A 20,792-nucleotide genomic window follows, 5' to 3' on the forward strand; every position below is an offset into this window, starting at 1 on the left:
AAATAGCAAGGATGCTAAATGTTAAAGAGTAAAGCGGGATTAGTCAAAGAGATGATAGACAGTACGAGTGCTTTTGAGGATGACTTAGACATCGCTGATGACATCTCTTTAGAATCAACCAATTTTTTAAATGACGATCTCAAAACCCATATAAAAATAAAAAGTACGCTTGTTGGAAACCTTACAGAACTCAGTAAAAACAGTGCTAAAGTTGTTCTCCAAACAACCCATGAAATGTGTGTCGATGAATTTGGCTTAATTCACAGTGGCTTTCTCTTTGGATCAGCAGAATATGCGGCTGTCGCGGCTGTTAATGAATCCAATGTCGTGGTTATCGGATGCCGATCTAAATTCTTTGCGCCTGCAAAAGTGGGCGATTTGGTCAATTTTGAAGCCAAAGGTCGCTTTGAAGATGCAAGGAAGCGAGAAATCAAAGTCATTGGAATGATCAACGAAATCAAAGTGTTTGAAGGCATATTCCAAGCTGTTATTCTTGAACGCCATATCCTTCAAACAAAAATTGATGAACTCCAAGCAAGCTTTAATCCTAAAGAGTTCTCATAAAAAATTAAACCAGTACGGCACATTTCGTTGTTCCACTTTAAGTGTCGTACTTCCACCATGTCCTGGGAAAATTTCCCAATCTGCATCAATTTTTTGGAATTTTTCTAAGCTTTGACGCATTTGGTCGCTACTGCTATAAGGAAAATCATACCTTCCAATCGAATTTTTAAAGATAAAATCTCCACTAAAAAGCGCATTTTCAATTAAAATTGTGCTACATCCAGGCGTATGCCCAGGGAAGTGGAAAAACTGCACGTTTATACCCTCTATGACAAAACTCTGGTCGCCCTCGACTCTCACATCAGCATGACTAGACGGAGTACCTTGCCCAAAAGGATCATTTTCTAGCATAAAACAATCATCAACGGGTGCATAGATTGGAATGTTTAACTGAGATGCAAGTTCAGCATTGCTCCAGACATGATCGAAATGCCCATGTGTATTTAAAATAGCAACAGGATGATGCACATTACGTAAAACCCAACTCGTCGCTTCCATTCCTGGATCAATAATAATTTCTTTACCATCAATGGTGATGATGTAACAATTAGTTCCGTAAGCACCACATGCTTTACTTTTTATCTGCATTTATCACTTCTTTTATGTTATTTCTAAAATTTTAACACAACTCTTCTGATTTTGCTTTTGAAGCTTAAAAGATTGCATTAATTTTAAGTTTAGTATAATTGAGTCGTTGCTCAAATTGCTTATGAGGTTACTGTCGTGAACAAATACCAATCCATCGAAAATTTTTTAATTAAGTTTCTTCAAGATGAGGTGCGAAAAGCTGGTTTTTCAAAAGTAGTTTTAGGGATTAGTGGAGGCATAGATTCAGCTGTTGTTGCCATTCTTGCCCATAAAGCTTTCAAAGATAATTTACTTGGAATTATGCTCCCAGCTTCTACTTCAAGCCATGCAAGTCTAGAGCATGCAAATGAACTTTGCCAAAAATTTGGCATTAGAACTGAGAAAATTCCTGTCGGTCCGCTTGTTGATACTTACTTCCATGATAAAAAAGATGCTTCAAAACTTCGCATTGGTAATTTTAGTGCACGGATGCGTATGTCTGTTTTATATGACATTTCAGCGCGTGAAAACGCACTTGTATTAGGAACAGGAAACAAGAGCGAAATTCTTCTTGGATACGGCACTATTTTTGGAGACCTGGCATGCGCCATCAACCCCATTGGTGAGCTTTATAAAACAGAGATTTTTGAATTTGCAGCACACCTTGGTGTTCCAAATTCGATTCTTACCAAGGCACCATCGGCTGATCTTTGGGAAGATCAAAGCGATGAAGGAGAGTTTGGATTTAGTTATGCACACATTGACCAAGTCCTCTATGCTCACATGGAAGAAGGTAAAAATAAAGAAGCACTTCTTGCATCAGGTTATGACCGTGAACTTGTAGAAATGGCGTTAGAACGTATTGCAAGCAATAGATTTAAAGGTAAACTCCCAACCATAGCTGATTTGACAGCGGTAAAATAAAGGATAAACATGAAAGAAATACCATTTTATAAACCATTTATCGACCAAAGAGAAAAAACGCTTATCAATGAAGTTTTGGATTTGGAAAAGGCAAACAAAGTTGAAATGCTTGAAAAAGAGTTTGTAAAATACACAGGTTGTGGCGATGCAATCTCAACAGTAAATGGTACAGCGGCAATGCACCTTGCGATGTGCGCGTTAGATCTTAAACGCGGTGATAAAATCATCTGCTCCGTTAATGCTTTCCCTTCTGTTGCTGAAGTTGTACGTCATTTTGACGCTGAACCTATTTTTGTTGATATTGATAAAGATGATTTTAATATCGACGTCGATCAGTTAGAGAGTGTTCTTAAAAACAATACTGCTAAAAAACTCAAAGGCGCATTCATCAGTCATATTGCAGGTCAGCCTGCCGATATGGCTCGTATCTATGAGTTGGCAAAACAGTATGACATTAAAATCGTTGAAGATGCTACTGCCGCTCTTGGTGCAACCTACAATGGTAAAAAAATTGGCTCACTTGAAGCAGATATTACTGTTTTTCGTTTTAATCCACAGTCCAATAACTCTGTATCAAGTGCTGGTATGATGACTACCAAAGACCCTGAGCTTTCAGCACGTGCTCGCTTACTTCGAAACCATGCGCTCGTTGGGGAGGGTTGGGATAAATTTGGTAACCTTGGTTATGTTTATGATGTTGTTGATATTGGTCTTAAATACGATCTTAATGAACTTAACGCAGCTTTTGCCATTGGTCAGTTAGAAAAAAATGAAAGTTTTATTGAGCGAAGACAAGAAATTGCGGATATTTATAACCGTGAACTTGCCTCTTGCCCACACGTTTCGACACCAATCAAAAAACGTGACCACACTTATGCACAGTACATCATCAAAATTGATAAAAACAGAGATAATTTTGCCAAAGAGCTTAAAGAGCGTGGTATCTATACAGGTCTTCACTATATTCCTTTACACCTTTTAAGCTATTACAAGCACAAGTATAACTTGCGCGTCAATGATTTTCCAAAAGCACTCAGTAATTACCAACAGATTTTATCTCTACCGATCTATTCAAGCCTTAGTGATAAAGATGTTCTACATATTTGTGACCAAATTAAAGAGATCGCTAAAAATCGTGTTTAATCGTTCACGTTTTGTTTTATGGGTAGAAGCGTATCTCTTCTACCCTACTTCCATCTTCCAACGACTCTTGTCGTATTGCTTACTTCCTTTAAGTGCCATTTACTGCACCATCGTTTTGTGGAAACGATTTCAAGGAAAACGAAAAAAACTCTTTTTTACGATTCCTATTGTGAGTATTGGAAATTTGACCGTTGGCGGAAATGGGAAAACACCTTTTTGTATTGCTTTAGCCAAAGAGTATACAGATGTTGCTATTGTTCTTAGAGGCTATGGGCGTAAATCGCATGGGCTTATTTTGGTCTCCGATAATGGGCAAATCATGTGTGATGCAATGGCAAGTGGTGATGAAGCCATGCTTTATGCCAAGTCACTGCCTGAATCTACGGTAATCGTCAGTGAAGATCGAGTTGAAGCCATACGTTTTGCTAAACGTAAAGGGGCAAAAATCATCTTTTTAGATGATGGCTTTTCAAAAAGTTTCATCCAGAAAGTCGACATTTTGGTCAAGCCAAATCCTGAACCCAAAAATAGCTTTTGTCTTCCAAGCGGACCTTACAGAGAACCTCGATTTTTATATCAAAATGCTGATCTTGTCATTTCAGAAGAGAATAATTTTAGACGTCATGTTGAAGTCATTAATCCCAGCGAAAAAATGCTTTTAGTGACAGCTATCTCGAAACCAAGCAGGCTAGATGCCTATTTACCTGAAAATGTCATCGCTAAAATAAACTTCGAAGATCATTACATGTACAATGAAAAAGAGCTCGAAGCATTACTGCATGAACATCAAGCGACGTCTATTCTAACAACACAAAAAGATGCCGTTAAAATGGCAACATTTGATCTTCCTCTTTCTATCCTCAAACTTGAAGTCGAAATCTTCCCTGAAACACTTACAAAAATAAACACACTTTTAGCTCCTAAACGCTAAAATAAGGCTTTAACCTTTACAGAAGGATTTGCTGTGCAACATAAAATACAACAAGCACAAATCTTGATGGACGCACTGCCGTACATTAAACAATTTAGCAAAAAAACCATTGTTATCAAATACGGCGGAGCCGCACAAATCAATCCTGAGCTTAAAGAACAATTTGCAAAAGATATTGTTTTACTCTACCTTGTGGGCATTAAACCTGTTATCGTACATGGTGGTGGTAAAAAAATCAACGCTCTTCTTGATAAATTAGAAGTGAAAAGCAACTTCGTTGATGGGCTTCGTGTGACAGACGAACAGGTCATGGAAGTGGTTGAAATGGTACTCAGCGGTAGCATTAACAAAGAGATAACAACCCTTTTAAATCATCATGGGGCTAAAGCTATTGGCATTACAGGCAAAGATGCTAATTTTATGCGTGCAAAGCCTATGGATGATGGCAAATACGGCTTAGTCGGTGATATTACGAAGATTGATAAGAAAGTACTCAAGCATCTTATTCGTGAAAAATTTATCCCTGTCATTGCGCCTATTGCAGCAGGTGACACGGTTGATCATCCAGGCTATAACATCAATGCTGATTTAGCAGCCAGCAAAATTGCTGTAGCGTTGAAAGCCAAAAAAATCATCTTCCTCACGGACACTCCCGGTGTACTTGATAAAGAAGGCAATCTCATCTCTAGCCTTGACAAAGCAAAAATCAAAGCCCTTAAAAAAGATGGCACGATCACTGGTGGAATGATCCCAAAACTTGATGCCTGCTTAGAAACCATCAGAGGTGGTGTTGAATGCGCCCACATTATTGATGGCAGGGTTGAGCATTCCATATTACTAGAGCTCTTTACCAAAGATGGTATTGGCACAATTATTAAAGAATAAGGACGATTATGTTTATCGAAACTCGTGGAAATGATGGTATTAAACCAAACAAAGTTCCCTTTTCATTTGCTATTTTAAACCCAAGCGCAAGCTTTGGCGGACTTTATGTGCCAGAGAACCTCCCTAAAATTGACACAGCCTTTTTAGAGAAGGCTTCAAAAAAAAGCTATAAAGAGATCACGCTTGATATTTTAAAACTCTTTAACATTGACATTGAAGAAGAAGTCATGCAAAAAGCGGTTGCTTTGTATGACAAATTTGATGATGCAAGCGAGCCTACACCACTGGTTCAAATCGAAGATGATTTGTTTGTCAATGAACTCTATCATGGACCAACACGTGCTTTTAAAGATATGGCATTGCAACCTTTTGGCTACATTCTCTCGCACCTTGCGCAAAAGTTAAACGAGCAATATCTCATTCTTGCAGCAACCAGCGGCGACACAGGACCAGCAACGCTTGATACGTTTGCTAACAAACCAAATATCAAAGTCGTGTGTCTATATCCTGATGGTGGAACAAGTGATGTACAACGCCTACAGATGACCACGCAAAAGAGTCCAAATCTTAAAATCATTGGTATTCATGGCAATTTTGATGATGCTCAAAATGCGCTCAAAAACCTTCTAGCCTCTCCAAGTTTTAAAGAAGCACTAAGTGCCAAAGATATTAAACTAAGTGCCGCAAATTCGGTGAATTTTGGACGTATTATCTTCCAAATCATCTACCATATTTATGCGTATGTGGCACTGTTAAAACACGGCAAAGTTGAGCTTGGAAAGCCTTTTTACACCATCATTCCTAGTGGTAACTTTGGAAATGCTTTGGGCGCGTATTACGCGAAAAAAATGGGTCTTCCAGTTGAAAAAATCCTTATTGCATCCAATATCAATAATATTCTTACAGACCTTATCACTACCGGTGTTTATGATCTAAGAAATCGAAGTCTCCTTCAAACAACATCCCCTGCAATGGATATTTTGATCTCATCCAACGTTGAGCGTGTTTTGTTCGATAAATTTGGTTCAAAGCGCACCAAAGAGCTTATGGAAGCACTTAAAGAGAATAAACTTTATACGTTGACCAAAGAAGAATTAGCCAGTTTACAAGCAGATTTTGAAGCGGTTTACTGTGATGATGCGTTTGGTAAAGAGCAGATCAGTCATTATGCGTCCAAGGGCTACATTATGGACCCGCACACCGCGACATGTCTGAAAGCCTATAAAGAGCTTAAAGCAAAGCCTCTTCCATCTGTTCTTTGCTCAACAGCTGAATGGACAAAATTTGCCCCAACGATGTTCAATGCGATTAATCAAAACAGCATAAAATACAGCGATAAAGAGGCACTTGAAGGCATCAGCAACGCTTTACATGTAAAGATTCCAAACTGCATCAGCACCCTCTTTAACGAGACTGTTATTCACGATAAAGTCGTTGCAAAAGAGAACATTGAAGCAGAAATTTTTGACTTTTTAAATCTTACATGTAAAAAGGAGTGTAAGTGATTATTATCCCTGCACGCCTTGCTTCAACACGCTTTCCCAATAAAATTTTAGCCAACATCAATGGTCTCCCTATGGTCATAGCCACTGCCAAACGTGTTGAAAACCTAGACGATGTTGCCATTGCTGCCGATACTGAAGAAGTTGTTGCACTGGCACATGACTATGGATTTAAAGCTATTCTTACCTCAAAAGAGCACCAAAGTGGGACAGACCGCATTAATGAAGCGGCGCAAAAACTCAACCTTAAAGACAATGAAATCGTTATTAATGTGCAAGCTGATGAGCCATTTATTGAAGAGCGTGTGGTTCAAAGTGTGATTGAGCGCTCACAGCAGACGGATGCTATGATCACCAGTGCGTGTAAAAAGATTGACCTTTTACATGTAAAAGACCCCAACCTTGTCAAAGTTATTTTAGACGCACATGGCAACGCTATTTACTTTTCCAGAAGCCCTATTCCTTATGATCGTGAAGGTGGATTTGAAGGTTACTTTGGGCATTTAGGCATTTATGCGTTTCGCAAAAAGGCACTTGAAACGTTTTGTACCCTTCCTTATGCGGCTATCGAGCACATCGAAAAGCTTGAGCAACTTAGAGCCATATACCATGGTTATAAAATTGCCATGGTGGAAGTGGAAAGCCAAAGTTTTGGAATCGATACCAAAGAAGATTTAGAGAGAGCACTCGCTTTTTTTAAATAACAGACGTCAAGAGAGCGATTGCTCTCTTGAGATTTAAACCGCTACTGACTCAAACGTATCGTTTTCTTGGCTGAAAAGATACGCTTCCATAGGATTTTCACCCACTTGAAAAATAATCTTACACGACTCAAATCCAGATTTTTTAAGCCCTTTTTCAAGCACTTCTAACATAAAAGCACGGGTACTAAACAGATGCGTTGTGGTATCACCCTCATAGGCGAACACTTCCCCTTCAATGGGCGTAATCCCCTCTTTTTTGAGGTGTTTTTCAAAGACAACTTGGTCTTTTAAGCCTTCAACTTCAACAATCAATATAACTTTCATTTAGAGTCCTAATTTTTCAAGATGCGCTAGAAGTTCATCGGCATTTTTAAAGCCAACCAAACGAAACTCACTCAGCTCTTTGCCCTCTTTAAAAAACAAAATCGCAGGTGGTCCATAAATATTAAAGTTTTTTTGAAGCGCTTGATTTTCTGGAGTATTTTGTGTCACATCTGCTTTGAGCAACGTCAATTGGTCAAGCTTTGCTTTTATCCTCGCATCACTAAAGGTAAACTGCTCAAATTCAACACAGTTGACACACCAATCGGCATAAAAATCTAACATCACTGGTTTAGAGCTGTTTTTGAGGGCAAGATTTAACGCATCAATACTTGTAATCTTTGTAAATGATGATGAAGTCGTAGCGGTTGACACACTCTCTTTGGGCGTAAATTTTTCAAATGGCGCTAAAGGATTGCTTGCACCGCTTAATAAACCTACCAAAAGCGCAACACCATACACCAACACCATAAATAAAAAACTTTTCAATACTTTATGCCAGCCCTTAGCGTGCTCACCCAAAGGTTCAATGGCTCCAAAATAGATCGAAGCGCTGATACTGAGTCCTGCCCAAAGCGCCATGTTGACAGAGCTTGGAACAATGCGAGAAAGCATCCAGATGGCAACACCTAGAAGCATCACACCAAAAAAAGTGCTGATATTTTGCATCCATACACCAGGACGTGGCATATATTTGCCAGCCGTTGTACCAATGAGAAGGAGTGGAGCTCCCATACCAAGACTCATGACAAACAACGCACTACCACCCAACAACGCATCGCCACTTTGACCAATATAAATAAGTGCGCCAGCAAGCGGAGCGGCTACGCAAGGTCCTACGATCAGTGCCGATAAAAAGCCCATAACAGCGATGCCAAAAACACCTTGTGTTTGAACTTCACCCGTTTTCTTACTGACTTTAGTTTGAATAAACGAAGGCATCTTAATCTCATAAAACCCAAACATTGAGAACGCTAACAAAACAAAAATCGCACTAAAAACAGCAATCACCCAAGGATTTTGCATAGAAGATTGAAGGTTAGAGCCAAAAAGTGCCGCAAGGATCCCTGCTAAAGTATACGCAAGCGACATTGCGAGTACATAGACTAAAGAGAGCCAAAACCCTTTTTTAGCGCTCATTGCATGACTGGGTTGCGAAACAATAATGGAAGAGAGAATAGGAATCATCGGGAACACGCACGGCGTGAGAGAAAGTAAAAGACCAAAGCCAAAAAAACTCAGTAAAATAAAAGCGATATTTCCACTTATAAAACTTTGGGCAATCCTATCTTGCTCGGAGAGAGAACTCTCAGTTTGAACAAGTGTCGAGCCTTTGAGATTAAACGTAAAATCTTTGGTTAATGGCTGATAACAAATACCTCGCTCTGAACAGCCCTGATAGGAGAGTCTAAGCGTAAAATTGCCTTTTTTGACCTGATCTTCAAGCAAGCTTTGCGGAACAAAAAGCTCAAAAGGCTTTCGCTGGGTCATATTATCATGAAAATTCTCAGCTTTTGGTCGCTCAACCCAACCTGTTATATCAACAACTTTAGGCTGTGTGAGCTCTAATTTAATTTTATCATCGTACAGGTAAATTCCCTCACCTAACACAACACTAATAATCGTTCCTTGCAAATTGTGTGTCGCTGTTATTTTAAAAGCTTCTTCTGGTGTTAAAACCTTTGGCTTTTCAATGCCAAAAAGAGAGACCATTAACAAAAAGAACAAGGTAGAATATCGTAGAATATGTTGCACAAAATCACCTTTTATGAAATAATTTTCTATTGTAGCGAAGAAGTCTAAATGTTTTTTAAATTACAACGATTTTAAGAGTATTATAGAGTGTTACATGTCAATACAGGAGCAGATTATGGGCAAGAAGAAAAAAGAAAAAATCGTACTACAAAACGAAGAATTAGTCGTAGCAAAAGAGTCGACAAAAGAAAAAGATGACAAAGTCCAAATCTGGGTGAAGAAAAGCGAAATCAAGTACGAAAAAGATCTCAAAAGACTTCAAATAGAGCTGCTTAAATTTCAAAATCATGTGAAAGATAAAGGGCTTAAAGTGCTCATTATCATCGAAGGTCGCGATGCTGCGGGAAAAGGCGGAACCATCAAGCGCATAACTGAGCACCTAAATCCAAGAGGAGCTAGAATTGTTGCTCTTTCTAAACCTTCCGATACCGAACGCTCTCAATGGTATTTTCAACGCTACACCGAACACTTGCCTTCAGCAGGAGAAATCGTACTGTTTGATCGATCATGGTATAACCGTGCGGGTGTAGAGCCTGTTATGGGGTTTTGTACCCAAGAAGAACATAAAGAGTTTTTACGGGAAGTTTCTAAATTTGAAACAATGATCGCTAATGCTGGAATTCTCTTTTTCAAATTCTATTTTTCAGTCAGTAAAGAAGAGCAAGCAAAACGTTTCAAAGAGCGTAAAACAGACCCACTTAAACAGTTCAAGCTCTCACCAGTGGATGAAAAATCACAAGAACTATGGGATCAATATACGGTTGCAAAATACTCTATGCTTTTAGCTTCAAACAATCCCAAATGCCCTTGGACTATTATTCTCTCAGACGATAAGAAAAAAGCAAGGATTAATACCATCCGATACATTTTGCGAAACGTAGACTACCCTGATAAAATTAAAAAAAGACACCTTAAAACAGATGAGACTATTGTGCGTTCAGGCAAACAAGAGATAGAGATTATGGAGAAAAGCTTACCGAGTGAAAATCTTTCCCATTTAAACGGTTAACGCTTTACATGTAAAGCGTTATACTTTATCTGAGATGCTTAATTAAAAGTTTAATATAATTGGCATCTAATCTGCTATTAGACTCTTCACGAATAAGCGATAAAGCATTATAAGTGCTATAGGCACCTCTATACGGCTTTATCGTAATCAAGGCATCAAACATATCGCAAATCGCAATAATCTTAGCAAATGGGCTGATTTTTGTGCTATCAATGCCACGAGGATAACCACTTCCATCTAATCGCTCATGATGCTCTTTGATCGCATTTAAAACAATCCTGTCTTTGATACCGCTACGTTTGACTAAATGAACACTAGCCTCTGAATGTGTTTGAATTTTTTTGACTTCATCTTCATTCAAAAAGTCAGGCTTTTTTAACAATGTTTCATCTAATTCACACTTACCCACATCATGTAAAATTGCGCTTAAAACTAATTTTTTCTGATCTGTCATATCAATACCTATTTGGCTTCCAATAATTGAAGCAAAAAAAGCGACTTTAACAAAATGTGCTGCTAGAGAATCTTGCTCATCTAAAAAATCATTAATCTTAGAAAGGATAATGCGTTCTTTATTGACAACAGAAACTAATTCTTCTACGATAATATCAATAGCTTCAATGGGAATATATTTATCCTCTTTATGCCTAATCCATGCATCAAAAAGATATTTAGCATTGATATAAATAGCTTTTAATTTTCCATTAATCGTATTCGAACGTGATACAATTTGATAAATATCAATACAATTTTTAACAGCCTCTTCAAAGCTGATCAAATCGTCCTCTTCTGATAAGTTATAAATCTTAGAAAGGCTTTCCTCACGATACTGTTTATACATGCTATAACTTTTATTTGCCACATATATTTGTAAATCACGATTAATGAGTTTGCTGTAGATTTCATCATCTAAAATCGTACCGCTTTCAAGCAAGATCGCAAAACCGTTAAACCGTTGAATGTAACAGTCAAAATCCAAACACGTACCACGCCTAAAAACACTCTTGTCGACTGGCGTAAACCCTTGATTTAAAAATATTTTTACCACTTTTCCCATAATACAATACCTTAACTATACATGCATAGCATACTAAAAAATTTTTGATTATGCATATTGTATCACGTCAATGTGAAATAAATAGGATTATTTGTTTTTAGAAATAAATTGTAAGAAAAAAGTTAATCTTCGTTGTATTCTCAGTCAAGCGAATACAACGAAGGTAGAAAAAGAGAGGTTATTATTCTACTTCAGCGTCGATGACATCGTCATCTTTTTTAGCTTTTGGTTTTTCACCACCAGCTGCACCGCCTGCTTCACCTTGGTCTTTTTTGTACATTGCTTCAGCAAGTTTATGGCTCGCTTCGCTCAAAGATTTTACTTTTGCATCGATTTGCTCTTTTGTCGCACTCTCGTTTGCAAGAACTTCTTTAAGGGCTTTAAGCTCTGCTTCGATTTTTGCTTTCTCTTCAGCGCTAATGGCATCGCCCATTTCACCTAAAGATTTTTCTGTTTGGTGCGCAAGTGCATCGGCTTGATTTCTAGCATCAACCGCTTCTTTACGTTTTTTGTCTTCTTCTTTATGAAGTTCAGCATCTTTAACCATTTTCTCGATTTCAGCATCGTCAAGTCCTGAACTACCAGAGATTTTGATCTCTTGCGCTTTTCCTGTTGCTTTGTCTTTAGCAGAAACGGTTAAGATACCGTTCGCATCGATGTCAAATGCAACTTCGATTTGTGGTACACCACGAGGTGCTGGTGGGATGCTCTCAAGGTTAAACTGACCGAGTGATTTGTTATCTCTTGCAAACTCACGCTCGCCTTGTAGGGCATGAATGGTAACCGCTGGTTGGTTATCTTCCGCTGTTGAGAACACTTGAGATTTTTTAACAGGAATCGTTGTACCTTTCTCAATCAATTTAGTCATAACACCACCCAAAGTCTCAATACCAAGGCTTAGAGGAGTTACGTCTAAAAGAAGAATATCTTTGACATCACCCTTAATAACGGCACCTTGAATCGCAGCACCAATCGCTACAACTTCATCAGGGTTCACAGATTTGTTAAGTTCTTTCTCAAAAAACTCTTTTACTTTTTGTTGAACTAAAGGAACACGGGTTGATCCACCAACCATAACGATCTCTTTAATTTCAGCTTTTTTCAAATCAGAGTCATTAACAACTTCTTTGATTTTTTTAATCGTAAGTGCAACCAAATCTTCAATCATAGATTCAAATTTAGCACGAGTCAATTTTTTAACAAGGTGTTTTGGACCTGTTGCATCTGCAGTGATAAATGGCAAGTTAACCTCTGTCTCATTCGAAGAAGAAAGCTCTTTTTTCGCATTTTCAGCTGCTTCTTTAAGACGTTGAAGTGCCATTACATCTGCTTTAAGATCAATGCCATTGTCATTTTTAAACTCAGCTACTAACCAGTCAATTAAACGGTTATCGAAGTCATCACCACCTAAGAATGCATCGCCACCGGTTGAGAGAACTTCAACAACATTGTCGCCAGTTTCAAGTACCGTAACGTCAAATGTACCACCACCCAAGTCATAAACAACGATTTTTTCAGCCTCTTTTTTATCCAAACCATAAGAGAGTGCCGCAGCTGTTGGCTCGTTGATAATACGAAGAACGTTCAAGCCTGCAATCGTACCAGCCTCTTTCGTCGCTTTTCTTTGAGAATCGTTAAAGTATGCAGGAACGGTGATAACCGCATCTGTTACTTCTTCACCAAGATACGCTTCTGCATCTTCTTTGAGTTTCATCAAAACTTTTGCACTGATCTCTTGTGGCGTATAGACTTTACCATCAATTTCAATCGCACATGCGCCATTTCTATCGACAACCGCATACGGAAGACGTTTTTTAGCTTCGTTTGCTTTGTCTTCGTTGCTCATAAGACCCATAATTCTCTTAATAGAGTAGATGGTTCTCTTAGGATTGGTAACCGCTTGACGTTTAGCTGTATCTCCTACAAGTACTTCTTCTTTATCGGTAAATGCAACAACAGATGGAGTAGTGTTTTTACCCTCTTTATTCGGGATAACTTTACTTTCACCGCGCTCATAAACACAAACACATGAATTTGTTGTTCCTAAATCGATACCAATTACTTTTCCCATTTTTTATCCTTTTATTTTAATTTTTACTATTTTACGATACTAACCATTGCTGGTCTTAAAATGCGCTCTTTAATCTTGTAACCTTTTTGGAAAACCTGCAAAATCTCACCACTACTTTTCTCTTCACTCTCTAATTGCATGACCGCTTCATGAAAATTTGGATCAAATGTGCCTTCAATATCTACAAGTTCGATACCATGTTTCTCAAATGCTTTTCTAAACTGATCAATCGTGAGTCCTAAGCCCTCTTTCACCTTACTAAGAAGCTCTCCACTTTCAATTTCGGTGTTACTTCCCGCAAGAATTGCCATTTCTAAAGAGTCAATAACAGGCAAAAGATCACGCGCAAAAACTTCGTGCGCATAGGAAATTGCTTGCATTTTCTCTTTTTCCAAACGTCGTTTCATATTGTCAAAGTCTGCATTTGCTCTTAAATATCTATCTTCAAGTTCAGCAACTTTCGCTTTTAACAGTTCAACTTCGTTCTCTTGCTCACACGCACACTCTTCGCCTTTTTCTTCCTCACAACACTCAGGGACTATCTCAGAAGAAACATCAGAGACAACCTGTTCCTCTTTTACTTTTTCATCCACATGTTACTCCTTAACTTGATTAAAAAAATCTTCAAAATTACTCTCAATGCGTCCGAAACAGAAGAGATCGACTGTTGCATCTTCATCTTTGAGCTGTGCCTTTTGCTTGATTGCCATGCATCCTTGTGGAACAAAACCATCAAAATAGAGTCCATTGTTGATAGATTCTACAAAATGAAGCGTCTGAAACCTCTCTATAAACGCATCATTTTGGAGCTCTTTAGCAATGGAATACATCTCGCGCTCACCCTCTCTTAAAATAGGCGCTTGCGAGAAAATAGTGGAGAGTTTTTCATGCAACTCATAAAGCCCCACTTGTGCGGAAATGTCTTTAAGTTCGCGCATTTGACACCCAACAAGGCGTTGTAAAAACTGCTCAACTTTCGCATTAAACTTCAGAACAACCTCATGTCCATCAAACACCAAAATCAAAAAGCGGTTTTGAACCGTTACCAACTCTTTAAAAGGAGCATTTGCACTCTTTTCCACAATGCAAAAAAGATTATGCTCATTGGTAGAGCGTTTAATTTTATCGATGCTTTTGATTTCTAAAGGATGCGTCGGGTCTAGCTTGTCTTGCCAATAATCGACCAAAGCACTGTGTGTTGGAACACGTCCACTGCTTACATGTAACTGTACTAATGAGCCTTCATCGGAGAGTTTCTTAAAATAAATGCGTATGGTTGATGGAGAAATACCAAGTGTCATCTTCATCTGTAGCTCAGAAGAGCCAATAGGCATTTTTGACTTTAGATAAGTTTGAATAATCGCATCTAAAATCAACTCTTGCTTCGAAGGTTTTTTCATTTTTAGCACTCTTCATGTTTAATTGCTGATGAAATTATACAACATTGAGTGTATTATTGTCAAGTAATCACAATATTAATCCAGACTAAAGAAAATAACACAATCGTTCACTCTTTACTGTAGTATGCGCCACGGCTTGTCTGTGAGTGGATTTACCTCTACGTGATTTTCGCTGTCAATCCAAGAATCTTGAAAGATTTTCCATCCATTTTTATAAGGTACAAAAACAAACAAATTATCACTCAATTTATCGTTAAACGCAAGGGCATTACCATACTTTGGTGTAAAGACTATATCTAACTCTAAATAAACTTTATGAACCTTACTATCAATTGTTATTTCTTCTTTTCCAAAACACCATTTTTCTCCTATATCACTGGTATAACATTTATGTTGAAAAATCTTCTCAAAATATGCACTATCATCACCATCTTTTCCAATTCGTATGAAAGGGCCATCCATTGGGATATCTTTGTTAAACAAAGATGCAAAATCTTTAAGATCATAGCTACCAGCACTCATAAATAGCTGCTTTTGGTGATCAATTTGAAGTTTCCTACACCAATGATCATTACATGACCATAGCACATTGTCTTTCTCAAACGTACATTCAAAACCTTGTCCTTCATGATAATTAAAACTAATGCCGAGACCATATTCATTAATAGAAATAATAAGAAAATCACTTTCTTGATTTGCAGATAATGCATAATTTTTCGTTTTTTCAAGTTCAAGCCAGAAACCTTTTTTAACGTAAGTCCCCTCATAACGTAACAACAGTTGTTGCTGATTACACTGAATGGTTGGAAATACTTTTTTTACCATCTCCAACGTAGGGTCAAGCCTTGTATTGTTATCTGCACATAATACTGAGTTGAGAAAAAGTAGAAATAGAAGAAAAGCGGAATTTAATTTGGTTTGCATAAGAGTCTCCAAAATTTTAACTGTAAACATAAAATCTTGAAAATTATAAGGTTGAATTCCTTAAAGAAGCAGTGAAGGGATGAAGCGTATTAACGAATGGGATGTTTTAGGCGTTTTCTATTGCGCATTACAAGGAGTTTAAAAAAGTGTTTGATCTCGCCCTTGCTCTCTTTGAGTTTTGAGAAAAAAGTCTCTTTTTCAGTGATGGCTGTGAAGATGTCGTTTAACGCTTGTCTTTCATTTTGAGATAACGTACTCATTTTTCATCCTTTAGTTCATGCGCTATGCGTTGAATTAATCGCAAGGCATCGCCCTCTTCCAGTTCACCAAGCATTTTAAAAATGGCTGCTGCGGCTTGAGGTTGTGAATTACCAAGTTTCCAGTCTTGGTAGGTTCGCATCGATACACCCAATTTATCTGCCATCTCACGCTGAGAGATTTTTTTGCCAAAGAATTTTGACTCAACAGCATTATGAAGGAGATTAAAAATATCGTTTGTTTTCATGTATACGATTTTAGCTAAGGCTTAATTAATTATACATAAATACGATGTTTTTATAAGTTATTATATCTAAAAAATAACGTTTTACTACATTTTTAATACAATAATTTGATATAAATAACGTTTTTTACATTATTTTACTCATATAATTACTATATTTATACGTAAAACTGTATAAATATAAAAATGACCATGAAAAGAAAAGAGAATAGTAGTAAATTGATGTGCTAAGAATGAGGTGTTAAAATCGATTACATGTAAAAAAGAAAAGGGATGAAAAAGGAGAAAAGGAAGAAGAGTATGTAGGATGGAAATTCCACCCTACATGTAAAGCACTGACTATTTTTTATTATCTCTAATAGAAAGCTCTTTAATGACTTTGCTGTAAGTAACAAAATCTTTACGTTTAAGATATTGCATCAATCGTTTGCGTTGACCAACGAGTTTAAGAAGTCCTAATCTTGAAGAGTGATCTTTTTTATTACTCTGAAGATGTTCTGTTAAATCAACAATTCTTTTAGAAAGAAGCGCGATTTGTACCTCTGGAGAACCTGTGTCTCCCTCTTTTCTGCCAAACTGACTAACAATTACTTGTTTTTCCGCCGAACCTAAAGCCATAATGACCTCCTGATTGGTATTTGAATTTACTTTTAAATAAAAAGCTTGGAATTGTAGCTAAAAAAAAGAAAATTGTCTATGAGCTCATTTGTGTTGCTGTATTACCTTTGAAAAAGCCTCTTAAATAAAATCAACCCTACCCAACTTTTATGAGTTATCTTCGTAATTAAAGCTAAATATAACGTTTATTTAGTACAATATTTCTCTTATTTAACCTGAAATCTTGAGGAAAGACATTATGTTATTAACCAAAGCCAGTGAATATGCACTGCTATCATTGATTATTATTTCCCAAAAAAACACTCCACAAGATGTCGATACACTCTCCAATCAGCTCGGTATTTCAAAAAGTTTTTTGGCTAAAATCCTCCAAGCATTGGCAAAAGAGAATATCCTAAGCTCTTTTAAAGGCGCACATGGCGGTTTTATGCTCGCACAAAAGCCTGAAGAAGTCACCTTAAAAGCCATTGTTGAATGCGCTGAAAAAAAGCAAACGATGGTTTTTGAATGCTCACCTTCGACACAAAAATGCCCTGGAGGAAAAGGTGATTTTTGCCGCGTTTGGCCTATCTTAAATAAGCTTCAAACGAAAATTGATCTATTTTTGGATAATATGACACTTAAAGATATTATTGAAATTTAAGGGTGTTTATTGGCTAAAAATCAAAATGCGCTCCTCGCTAGGGTTATCCCCTACCTAGAGCCTCTTGTCAAAGCAAAAGATCTTACTGTTGTTGTTTTTATCGTCTCCATTTTGGCGATTATTATCGTTCCTCTGCCTAGCCCTGTGCTCGATTTTTTCTTGGTCATCTCGCTCTCTGTTTCTGTACTGATTATCTTGATTTCGCTTTACATACCTAAACCAACTGATCTTTCAACGTTTCCTACACTTATCTTAATTATTACCCTCTTTAGGTTGGCGCTGAATATCTCAACAACGAGAATGATTCTTACCAATGGTCATCTAGGCCCTGACGCTGTTAGTGAAATCATCTCTAGCTTTGGTCAATTTGTCGTTGGCGGTAACTATGTCATCGGTGTTGTTGTCTTTACGATTCTCGTTTTGATTAACTTTATGGTTATTACCAAAGGTTCAACAAGGGTTGCAGAGGTTGCAGCGCGTTTTACCCTCGATGCAATGCCTGGTAAACAAATGGCAATTGATGCTGACCTTAATGCTGGTTTGATTGACGAAAAAACAGCTCGTAAACGCCGTGAAGACATTATTCAAGAAGCCAACTTTTATGGAGCAATGGACGGTTCGAGTAAATTTGTTAAGGGTGACGCGGTTGCTGGTATTATCATCACCATTATTAACATCATTGGTGGTTTTCTTATCGGCTCATTCCAACACGGGCTCGACCTTGGAACCAGTGCCCAAACCTATACGATTCTGACCATTGGTGATGGTCTAGTCTCGCAACTCCCTGCATTGATTACTTCAACGGCAACGGGTATTTTGATTACTCGTGCGAACAAGGCTGACGATGTTAGCTTCTCTGATGGTGCAGTACAACAACTTTTTGGCGAGCACAAAACACTCCTTATTGTAGGTTCTATCCTCGTCTTATTTTCACTCGTACCAGGTCTTCCAACACTCTCGCTCATGTTTGTAGGACTCATTTTCTTAGGGCTTGGGTACCTTGTTAAACAAACCAATGAAGGTAACTTCTCCTTTCAAAAGTTCTTTGCTTCTACGCCTGTGGCTGTTCAAAAAGCCAAACAAGAAGCAGAGAGTAAAGCGCAAGCAAATGCTGCTCCTAAGAAGAGCCCAGAAGAGTTGCGTAAAGAAGAAGAAACAACCCTTAATGACATTCTTAAACTGGAAATCTTGGAACTCGACTTGGGCTATCAACTCATCAAATTGGCAGATCCTGCACAAGGTGGTGACCTACTTGAGAGAGTTAAAAGTATGCGCCGTAAAATTGCATCTGATTTTGGTTATCTTATTCCACAAGTGCGTATTCGTGACAACTTACACTTAAGTCCAAACCACTACCAACTCTTGCTTAAAGGCATTGAAATTGGAAGTGGTGAAATCTACCCTGATAAATTTATGGCAATGGACAGTGGCTTGACGATTGATAAAGTTCAAGGCATACCTACCAAAGAGCCTGCTTTTGGGCTAGATGCCATTTGGATTGAAGCGAGTGCTAAAGAAGATGCCATCATTAAAGGTTACACCACTGTTGATCCAGCAACCGTTATTTCAACGCATCTAAGCGAACTGATCAAAAAATACGCGGAAGAACTTCTTACGCGTCAAGAAGTACAAAGCCTTATTGATAAACTGCAAAAAGATTATCCTGTGGTTGTCACCGATTGTCTCAAAGTTGCCAATGTAGGGCTCATTCAAAAAGTGCTTAAAGCGCTTCTTCATGAGAAGATTCCTATTAAAGATCTACTTACCATTGTTGAAACGATCAGTGATGTCGCTGAAGTCACTAAAAATGTCTCTATTATTGTAGAGCAAGTACGTGCAAAACTCGCGCGTGTTATCACGAAACAGTATAAAGATGACAATGGCGTCTTAAAGCTACTTACATTCAACGCAGGGACTGAACAAAAGCTTTTAGATGCTCTTAGAGAGCGTGATGGTGTGCGTGATCTTGTTCTGAACATTGGGCAGATCAATACCCTTGTGAAAGCATGCAGTGACGAAGCGGCGGTACTGCTTCACAAAGGTGTTGCACCCGTGGTTATCATCGTTGATCCGATGCTACGCAAATCATTATCTGATATTTTTGAGAAATTTGGACTCGATATCGTGGTACTTTCACATGCTGAAATCGATTCAAGCTCTAAATTTGAAGTTATGGGCTCTATCGAAATTGAGAAGCTCTAAAACCAATACACTTTTTATTTTATCACTAAGCATTAAGGACTTTTATGAACTATACGTTACACCACCTCTCACACACAGATTTAGATGGCTATGGCTGTCAGATGGTGAGTGCTCATTATTTTGATTCGATTCATTTTTACAACTCCAATTATGGTAAAGAAATCAACGAATGTTTTAATCAGATTTTAGCGGCAATACAAACCTCGACTTTAGAAAAACATGTTATTTTGATCACCGATCTTAACCTTACGATGGATCAAGCCAAAGAGTTTGAATCCAAAGTCAGTATTTGCGACAAAGAAATCATGATGTTTGTTTTAGATCATCATAAAACTGGTCAGGAATGTTCTGATGCGTTTGAATGGTATTTCTTAGATTCTAGCCGTTGTGCAACTAAAATTACGTATGATTTTTTCAGTGCACTTTATGGCAAAGATGAACAACTAGGCAAGTTCGTTGACGTGGTCAATTCCGTGGATATTTGGCTTGAAAATGAGCCTGAGTTTGAGCTTGGGAAAGTGTGTATGGGACTGGTTAGCGGAGCAAAAGAGGTCAATAAAATCATGTTCCCAGAAGAGAATAACAAGTACATCTTTGCCTTGCTTTCTAAAGCGCAAGAGTACTTTACATGTAATGAAGCACATATCGCTTTAGATGATGCGATTCATGGCATTAAAAAATCGTTTTTTGTCACAACAACAAACAATACACTCAGTAACCTCGTATCCGCTTATAATGTCATTTTACTGACTCAGAATAGAGATAAAATGCAAATTAGCTACAAAGATTACAAAGGAATTCTTACCTATAACATTGGTAATGTCTCCGTCATTGGAAACGATTTTCTAACCGCCAATCCAGACATGGACTTTTTTATGGATATTACCTCTAAAAAGACCATTAGCCTACGATCAAACGGTAAAGTGGATGTCAGTAAGATTGCAGCGCAAATCGCAAATGGTGGTGGACACCATAATGCCAGTGGTGGACTTCTCAGCAATTTCAAAGATGCTTTTATCTATGATAACATCAAATCACAAGTGATGAGCATCATCGCCAATAAAGGATAA

22 protein-coding genes are annotated in these 20,792 nt (G+C 37.9%); 11 read left to right on the top strand and 11 right to left on the bottom strand.

Going from position 1 to position 20,792, the window contains the following annotated elements; translation table 11 throughout:
- Positions 1-18: 18 nt before the first annotated feature.
- The gene (locus tag N0B29_RS07055) at positions 19-564 is read left to right on the top strand and encodes a PaaI family thioesterase (RefSeq protein WP_263832997.1); all 546 of its coding nucleotides are present in this window, start codon (positions 19-21) and stop codon (positions 562-564) included.
- Here the strand turns inward: N0B29_RS07055 and N0B29_RS07060 are convergent.
- Positions 559-1,152 (bottom strand): MBL fold metallo-hydrolase, encoded by a 594-nt coding sequence (locus tag N0B29_RS07060; RefSeq protein ID WP_263832998.1) that lies wholly within the window; start codon positions 1,150-1,152, stop codon positions 559-561. The two genes, N0B29_RS07055 and N0B29_RS07060, sit on opposite strands and share 6 nt — an antisense overlap.
- A gap of 135 nt (positions 1,153-1,287) precedes the next feature.
- Between N0B29_RS07060 and N0B29_RS07065 the strand changes: the two genes are divergently transcribed.
- The 6 genes from N0B29_RS07065 to kdsB are packed head-to-tail and all read left to right on the top strand — an operon-like array spanning position 1,288 to position 7,220.
- A complete protein-coding gene (locus tag N0B29_RS07065) occupies positions 1,288-2,055 on the top strand; it encodes an NAD+ synthase (protein WP_263832999.1) in 768 nt (255 codons plus the stop codon).
- 9 nt (positions 2,056-2,064) lie between these two features.
- Positions 2,065-3,198: a DegT/DnrJ/EryC1/StrS family aminotransferase gene (locus N0B29_RS07070; RefSeq protein WP_263833000.1), complete on the top strand. Its 1,134-nt coding sequence runs from the start codon at positions 2,065-2,067 to the stop codon at positions 3,196-3,198.
- Complete coding sequence (locus N0B29_RS07075; RefSeq protein WP_263833001.1) at positions 3,191-4,129, top strand: tetraacyldisaccharide 4'-kinase; 939 nt, start codon at positions 3,191-3,193, stop codon at positions 4,127-4,129. The genes N0B29_RS07070 and N0B29_RS07075 overlap by 8 nt, the downstream gene beginning before the upstream one ends.
- 33 nt (positions 4,130-4,162) lie before the next feature.
- Positions 4,163-5,014 (top strand): acetylglutamate kinase, encoded by an 852-nt coding sequence (argB, locus tag N0B29_RS07080; RefSeq protein ID WP_263833002.1) that lies wholly within the window; start codon positions 4,163-4,165, stop codon positions 5,012-5,014.
- A gap of 8 nt (positions 5,015-5,022) precedes the next feature.
- A complete protein-coding gene (thrC, locus tag N0B29_RS07085) occupies positions 5,023-6,519 on the top strand; it encodes a threonine synthase (protein ID WP_438874160.1) in 1,497 nt (498 codons plus the stop codon).
- Positions 6,516-7,220, top strand: a complete 705-nt coding sequence (gene kdsB, locus N0B29_RS07090) for a 3-deoxy-manno-octulosonate cytidylyltransferase (protein ID WP_263833003.1) — start codon at positions 6,516-6,518, stop codon at positions 7,218-7,220. The genes thrC and kdsB overlap by 4 nt, the downstream gene beginning before the upstream one ends.
- A 33-nt stretch (positions 7,221-7,253) precedes the next feature.
- Here the strand turns inward: kdsB and N0B29_RS07095 are convergent, their stop codons facing one another.
- Both N0B29_RS07095 and dsbD read right to left on the bottom strand, forming a co-directional pair.
- The gene (locus N0B29_RS07095) at positions 7,254-7,544 is read right to left on the bottom strand and encodes a hypothetical protein (RefSeq protein ID WP_263833004.1); all 291 of its coding nucleotides are present in this window, start codon (positions 7,542-7,544) and stop codon (positions 7,254-7,256) included.
- Positions 7,545-9,296 carry a protein-disulfide reductase DsbD gene (gene dsbD, locus N0B29_RS07100; protein ID WP_263833005.1) on the bottom strand — a complete coding sequence of 584 codons (1,752 nt, stop codon included), beginning with the start codon at positions 9,294-9,296 and terminating at the stop codon, positions 7,545-7,547.
- Positions 9,297-9,411: 115 nt separating this feature from the next.
- Here dsbD and ppk2 point away from each other — a divergent pair, with 115 nt between their 5' ends.
- Positions 9,412-10,305: a polyphosphate kinase 2 gene (ppk2, locus tag N0B29_RS07105; protein ID WP_263833006.1), complete on the top strand. Its 894-nt coding sequence runs from the start codon at positions 9,412-9,414 to the stop codon at positions 10,303-10,305.
- A gap of 25 nt (positions 10,306-10,330) precedes the next feature.
- Here ppk2 and N0B29_RS07110 read toward each other — a convergent pair whose 3' ends face one another.
- The 8 genes from N0B29_RS07110 to rpsO form a co-directional block, all read right to left on the bottom strand.
- Positions 10,331-11,362 (bottom strand): HD-GYP domain-containing protein, encoded by a 1,032-nt coding sequence (locus tag N0B29_RS07110; protein WP_263833007.1) that lies wholly within the window; start codon positions 11,360-11,362, stop codon positions 10,331-10,333.
- Between the two features lie 181 nt (positions 11,363-11,543).
- Complete coding sequence (gene dnaK, locus N0B29_RS07115) at positions 11,544-13,433, bottom strand: molecular chaperone DnaK (RefSeq protein ID WP_263833008.1); 1,890 nt, start codon at positions 13,431-13,433, stop codon at positions 11,544-11,546.
- 26 nt (positions 13,434-13,459) lie between these two features.
- A complete protein-coding gene (gene grpE / locus N0B29_RS07120; protein ID WP_263833009.1) occupies positions 13,460-14,026 on the bottom strand; it encodes a nucleotide exchange factor GrpE in 567 nt (188 codons plus the stop codon).
- Positions 14,027-14,029: 3 nt separating this feature from the next.
- Positions 14,030-14,833: an HrcA family transcriptional regulator gene (locus N0B29_RS07125; protein ID WP_263833010.1), complete on the bottom strand. Its 804-nt coding sequence runs from the start codon at positions 14,831-14,833 to the stop codon at positions 14,030-14,032.
- 114 nt (positions 14,834-14,947) lie between these two features.
- Positions 14,948-15,757: a hypothetical protein gene (locus N0B29_RS07130; protein WP_263833011.1), complete on the bottom strand. Its 810-nt coding sequence runs from the start codon at positions 15,755-15,757 to the stop codon at positions 14,948-14,950.
- An 89-nt stretch (positions 15,758-15,846) separates the two neighbouring features.
- A complete protein-coding gene (locus N0B29_RS07135) occupies positions 15,847-16,017 on the bottom strand; it encodes a hypothetical protein (protein ID WP_263833012.1) in 171 nt (56 codons plus the stop codon).
- Complete coding sequence (locus tag N0B29_RS07140) at positions 16,014-16,262, bottom strand: helix-turn-helix domain-containing protein (RefSeq protein WP_263833013.1); 249 nt, start codon at positions 16,260-16,262, stop codon at positions 16,014-16,016. The genes N0B29_RS07135 and N0B29_RS07140 overlap by 4 nt, the downstream gene beginning before the upstream one ends.
- Positions 16,263-16,598: 336 nt before the next feature.
- Positions 16,599-16,877, bottom strand: a complete 279-nt coding sequence (rpsO, locus tag N0B29_RS07145; RefSeq protein ID WP_263833014.1) for a 30S ribosomal protein S15 — start codon at positions 16,875-16,877, stop codon at positions 16,599-16,601.
- A gap of 238 nt (positions 16,878-17,115) precedes the next feature.
- Here rpsO and N0B29_RS07150 point away from each other — a divergent pair, with 238 nt between their 5' ends.
- From N0B29_RS07150 to N0B29_RS07160, 3 genes are read left to right on the top strand one after another with little or no spacing between them, the layout of a single operon-like run.
- On the top strand, positions 17,116-17,520 hold the full coding sequence (locus N0B29_RS07150; protein WP_263833015.1) for an RrF2 family transcriptional regulator: 405 nt from the start codon (positions 17,116-17,118) through the stop codon (positions 17,518-17,520).
- Between the two features lie 9 nt (positions 17,521-17,529).
- A complete protein-coding gene (gene flhA / locus N0B29_RS07155; protein ID WP_263833016.1) occupies positions 17,530-19,722 on the top strand; it encodes a flagellar biosynthesis protein FlhA in 2,193 nt (730 codons plus the stop codon).
- Between the two features lie 44 nt (positions 19,723-19,766).
- Complete coding sequence (locus tag N0B29_RS07160; RefSeq protein ID WP_263833017.1) at positions 19,767-20,792, top strand: DHH family phosphoesterase; 1,026 nt, start codon at positions 19,767-19,769, stop codon at positions 20,790-20,792.

The organism is Sulfurospirillum oryzae, assembly GCF_025770725.1.
GTDB classification, from domain to species: domain Bacteria; phylum Campylobacterota; class Campylobacteria; order Campylobacterales; family Sulfurospirillaceae; genus Sulfurospirillum; species Sulfurospirillum oryzae.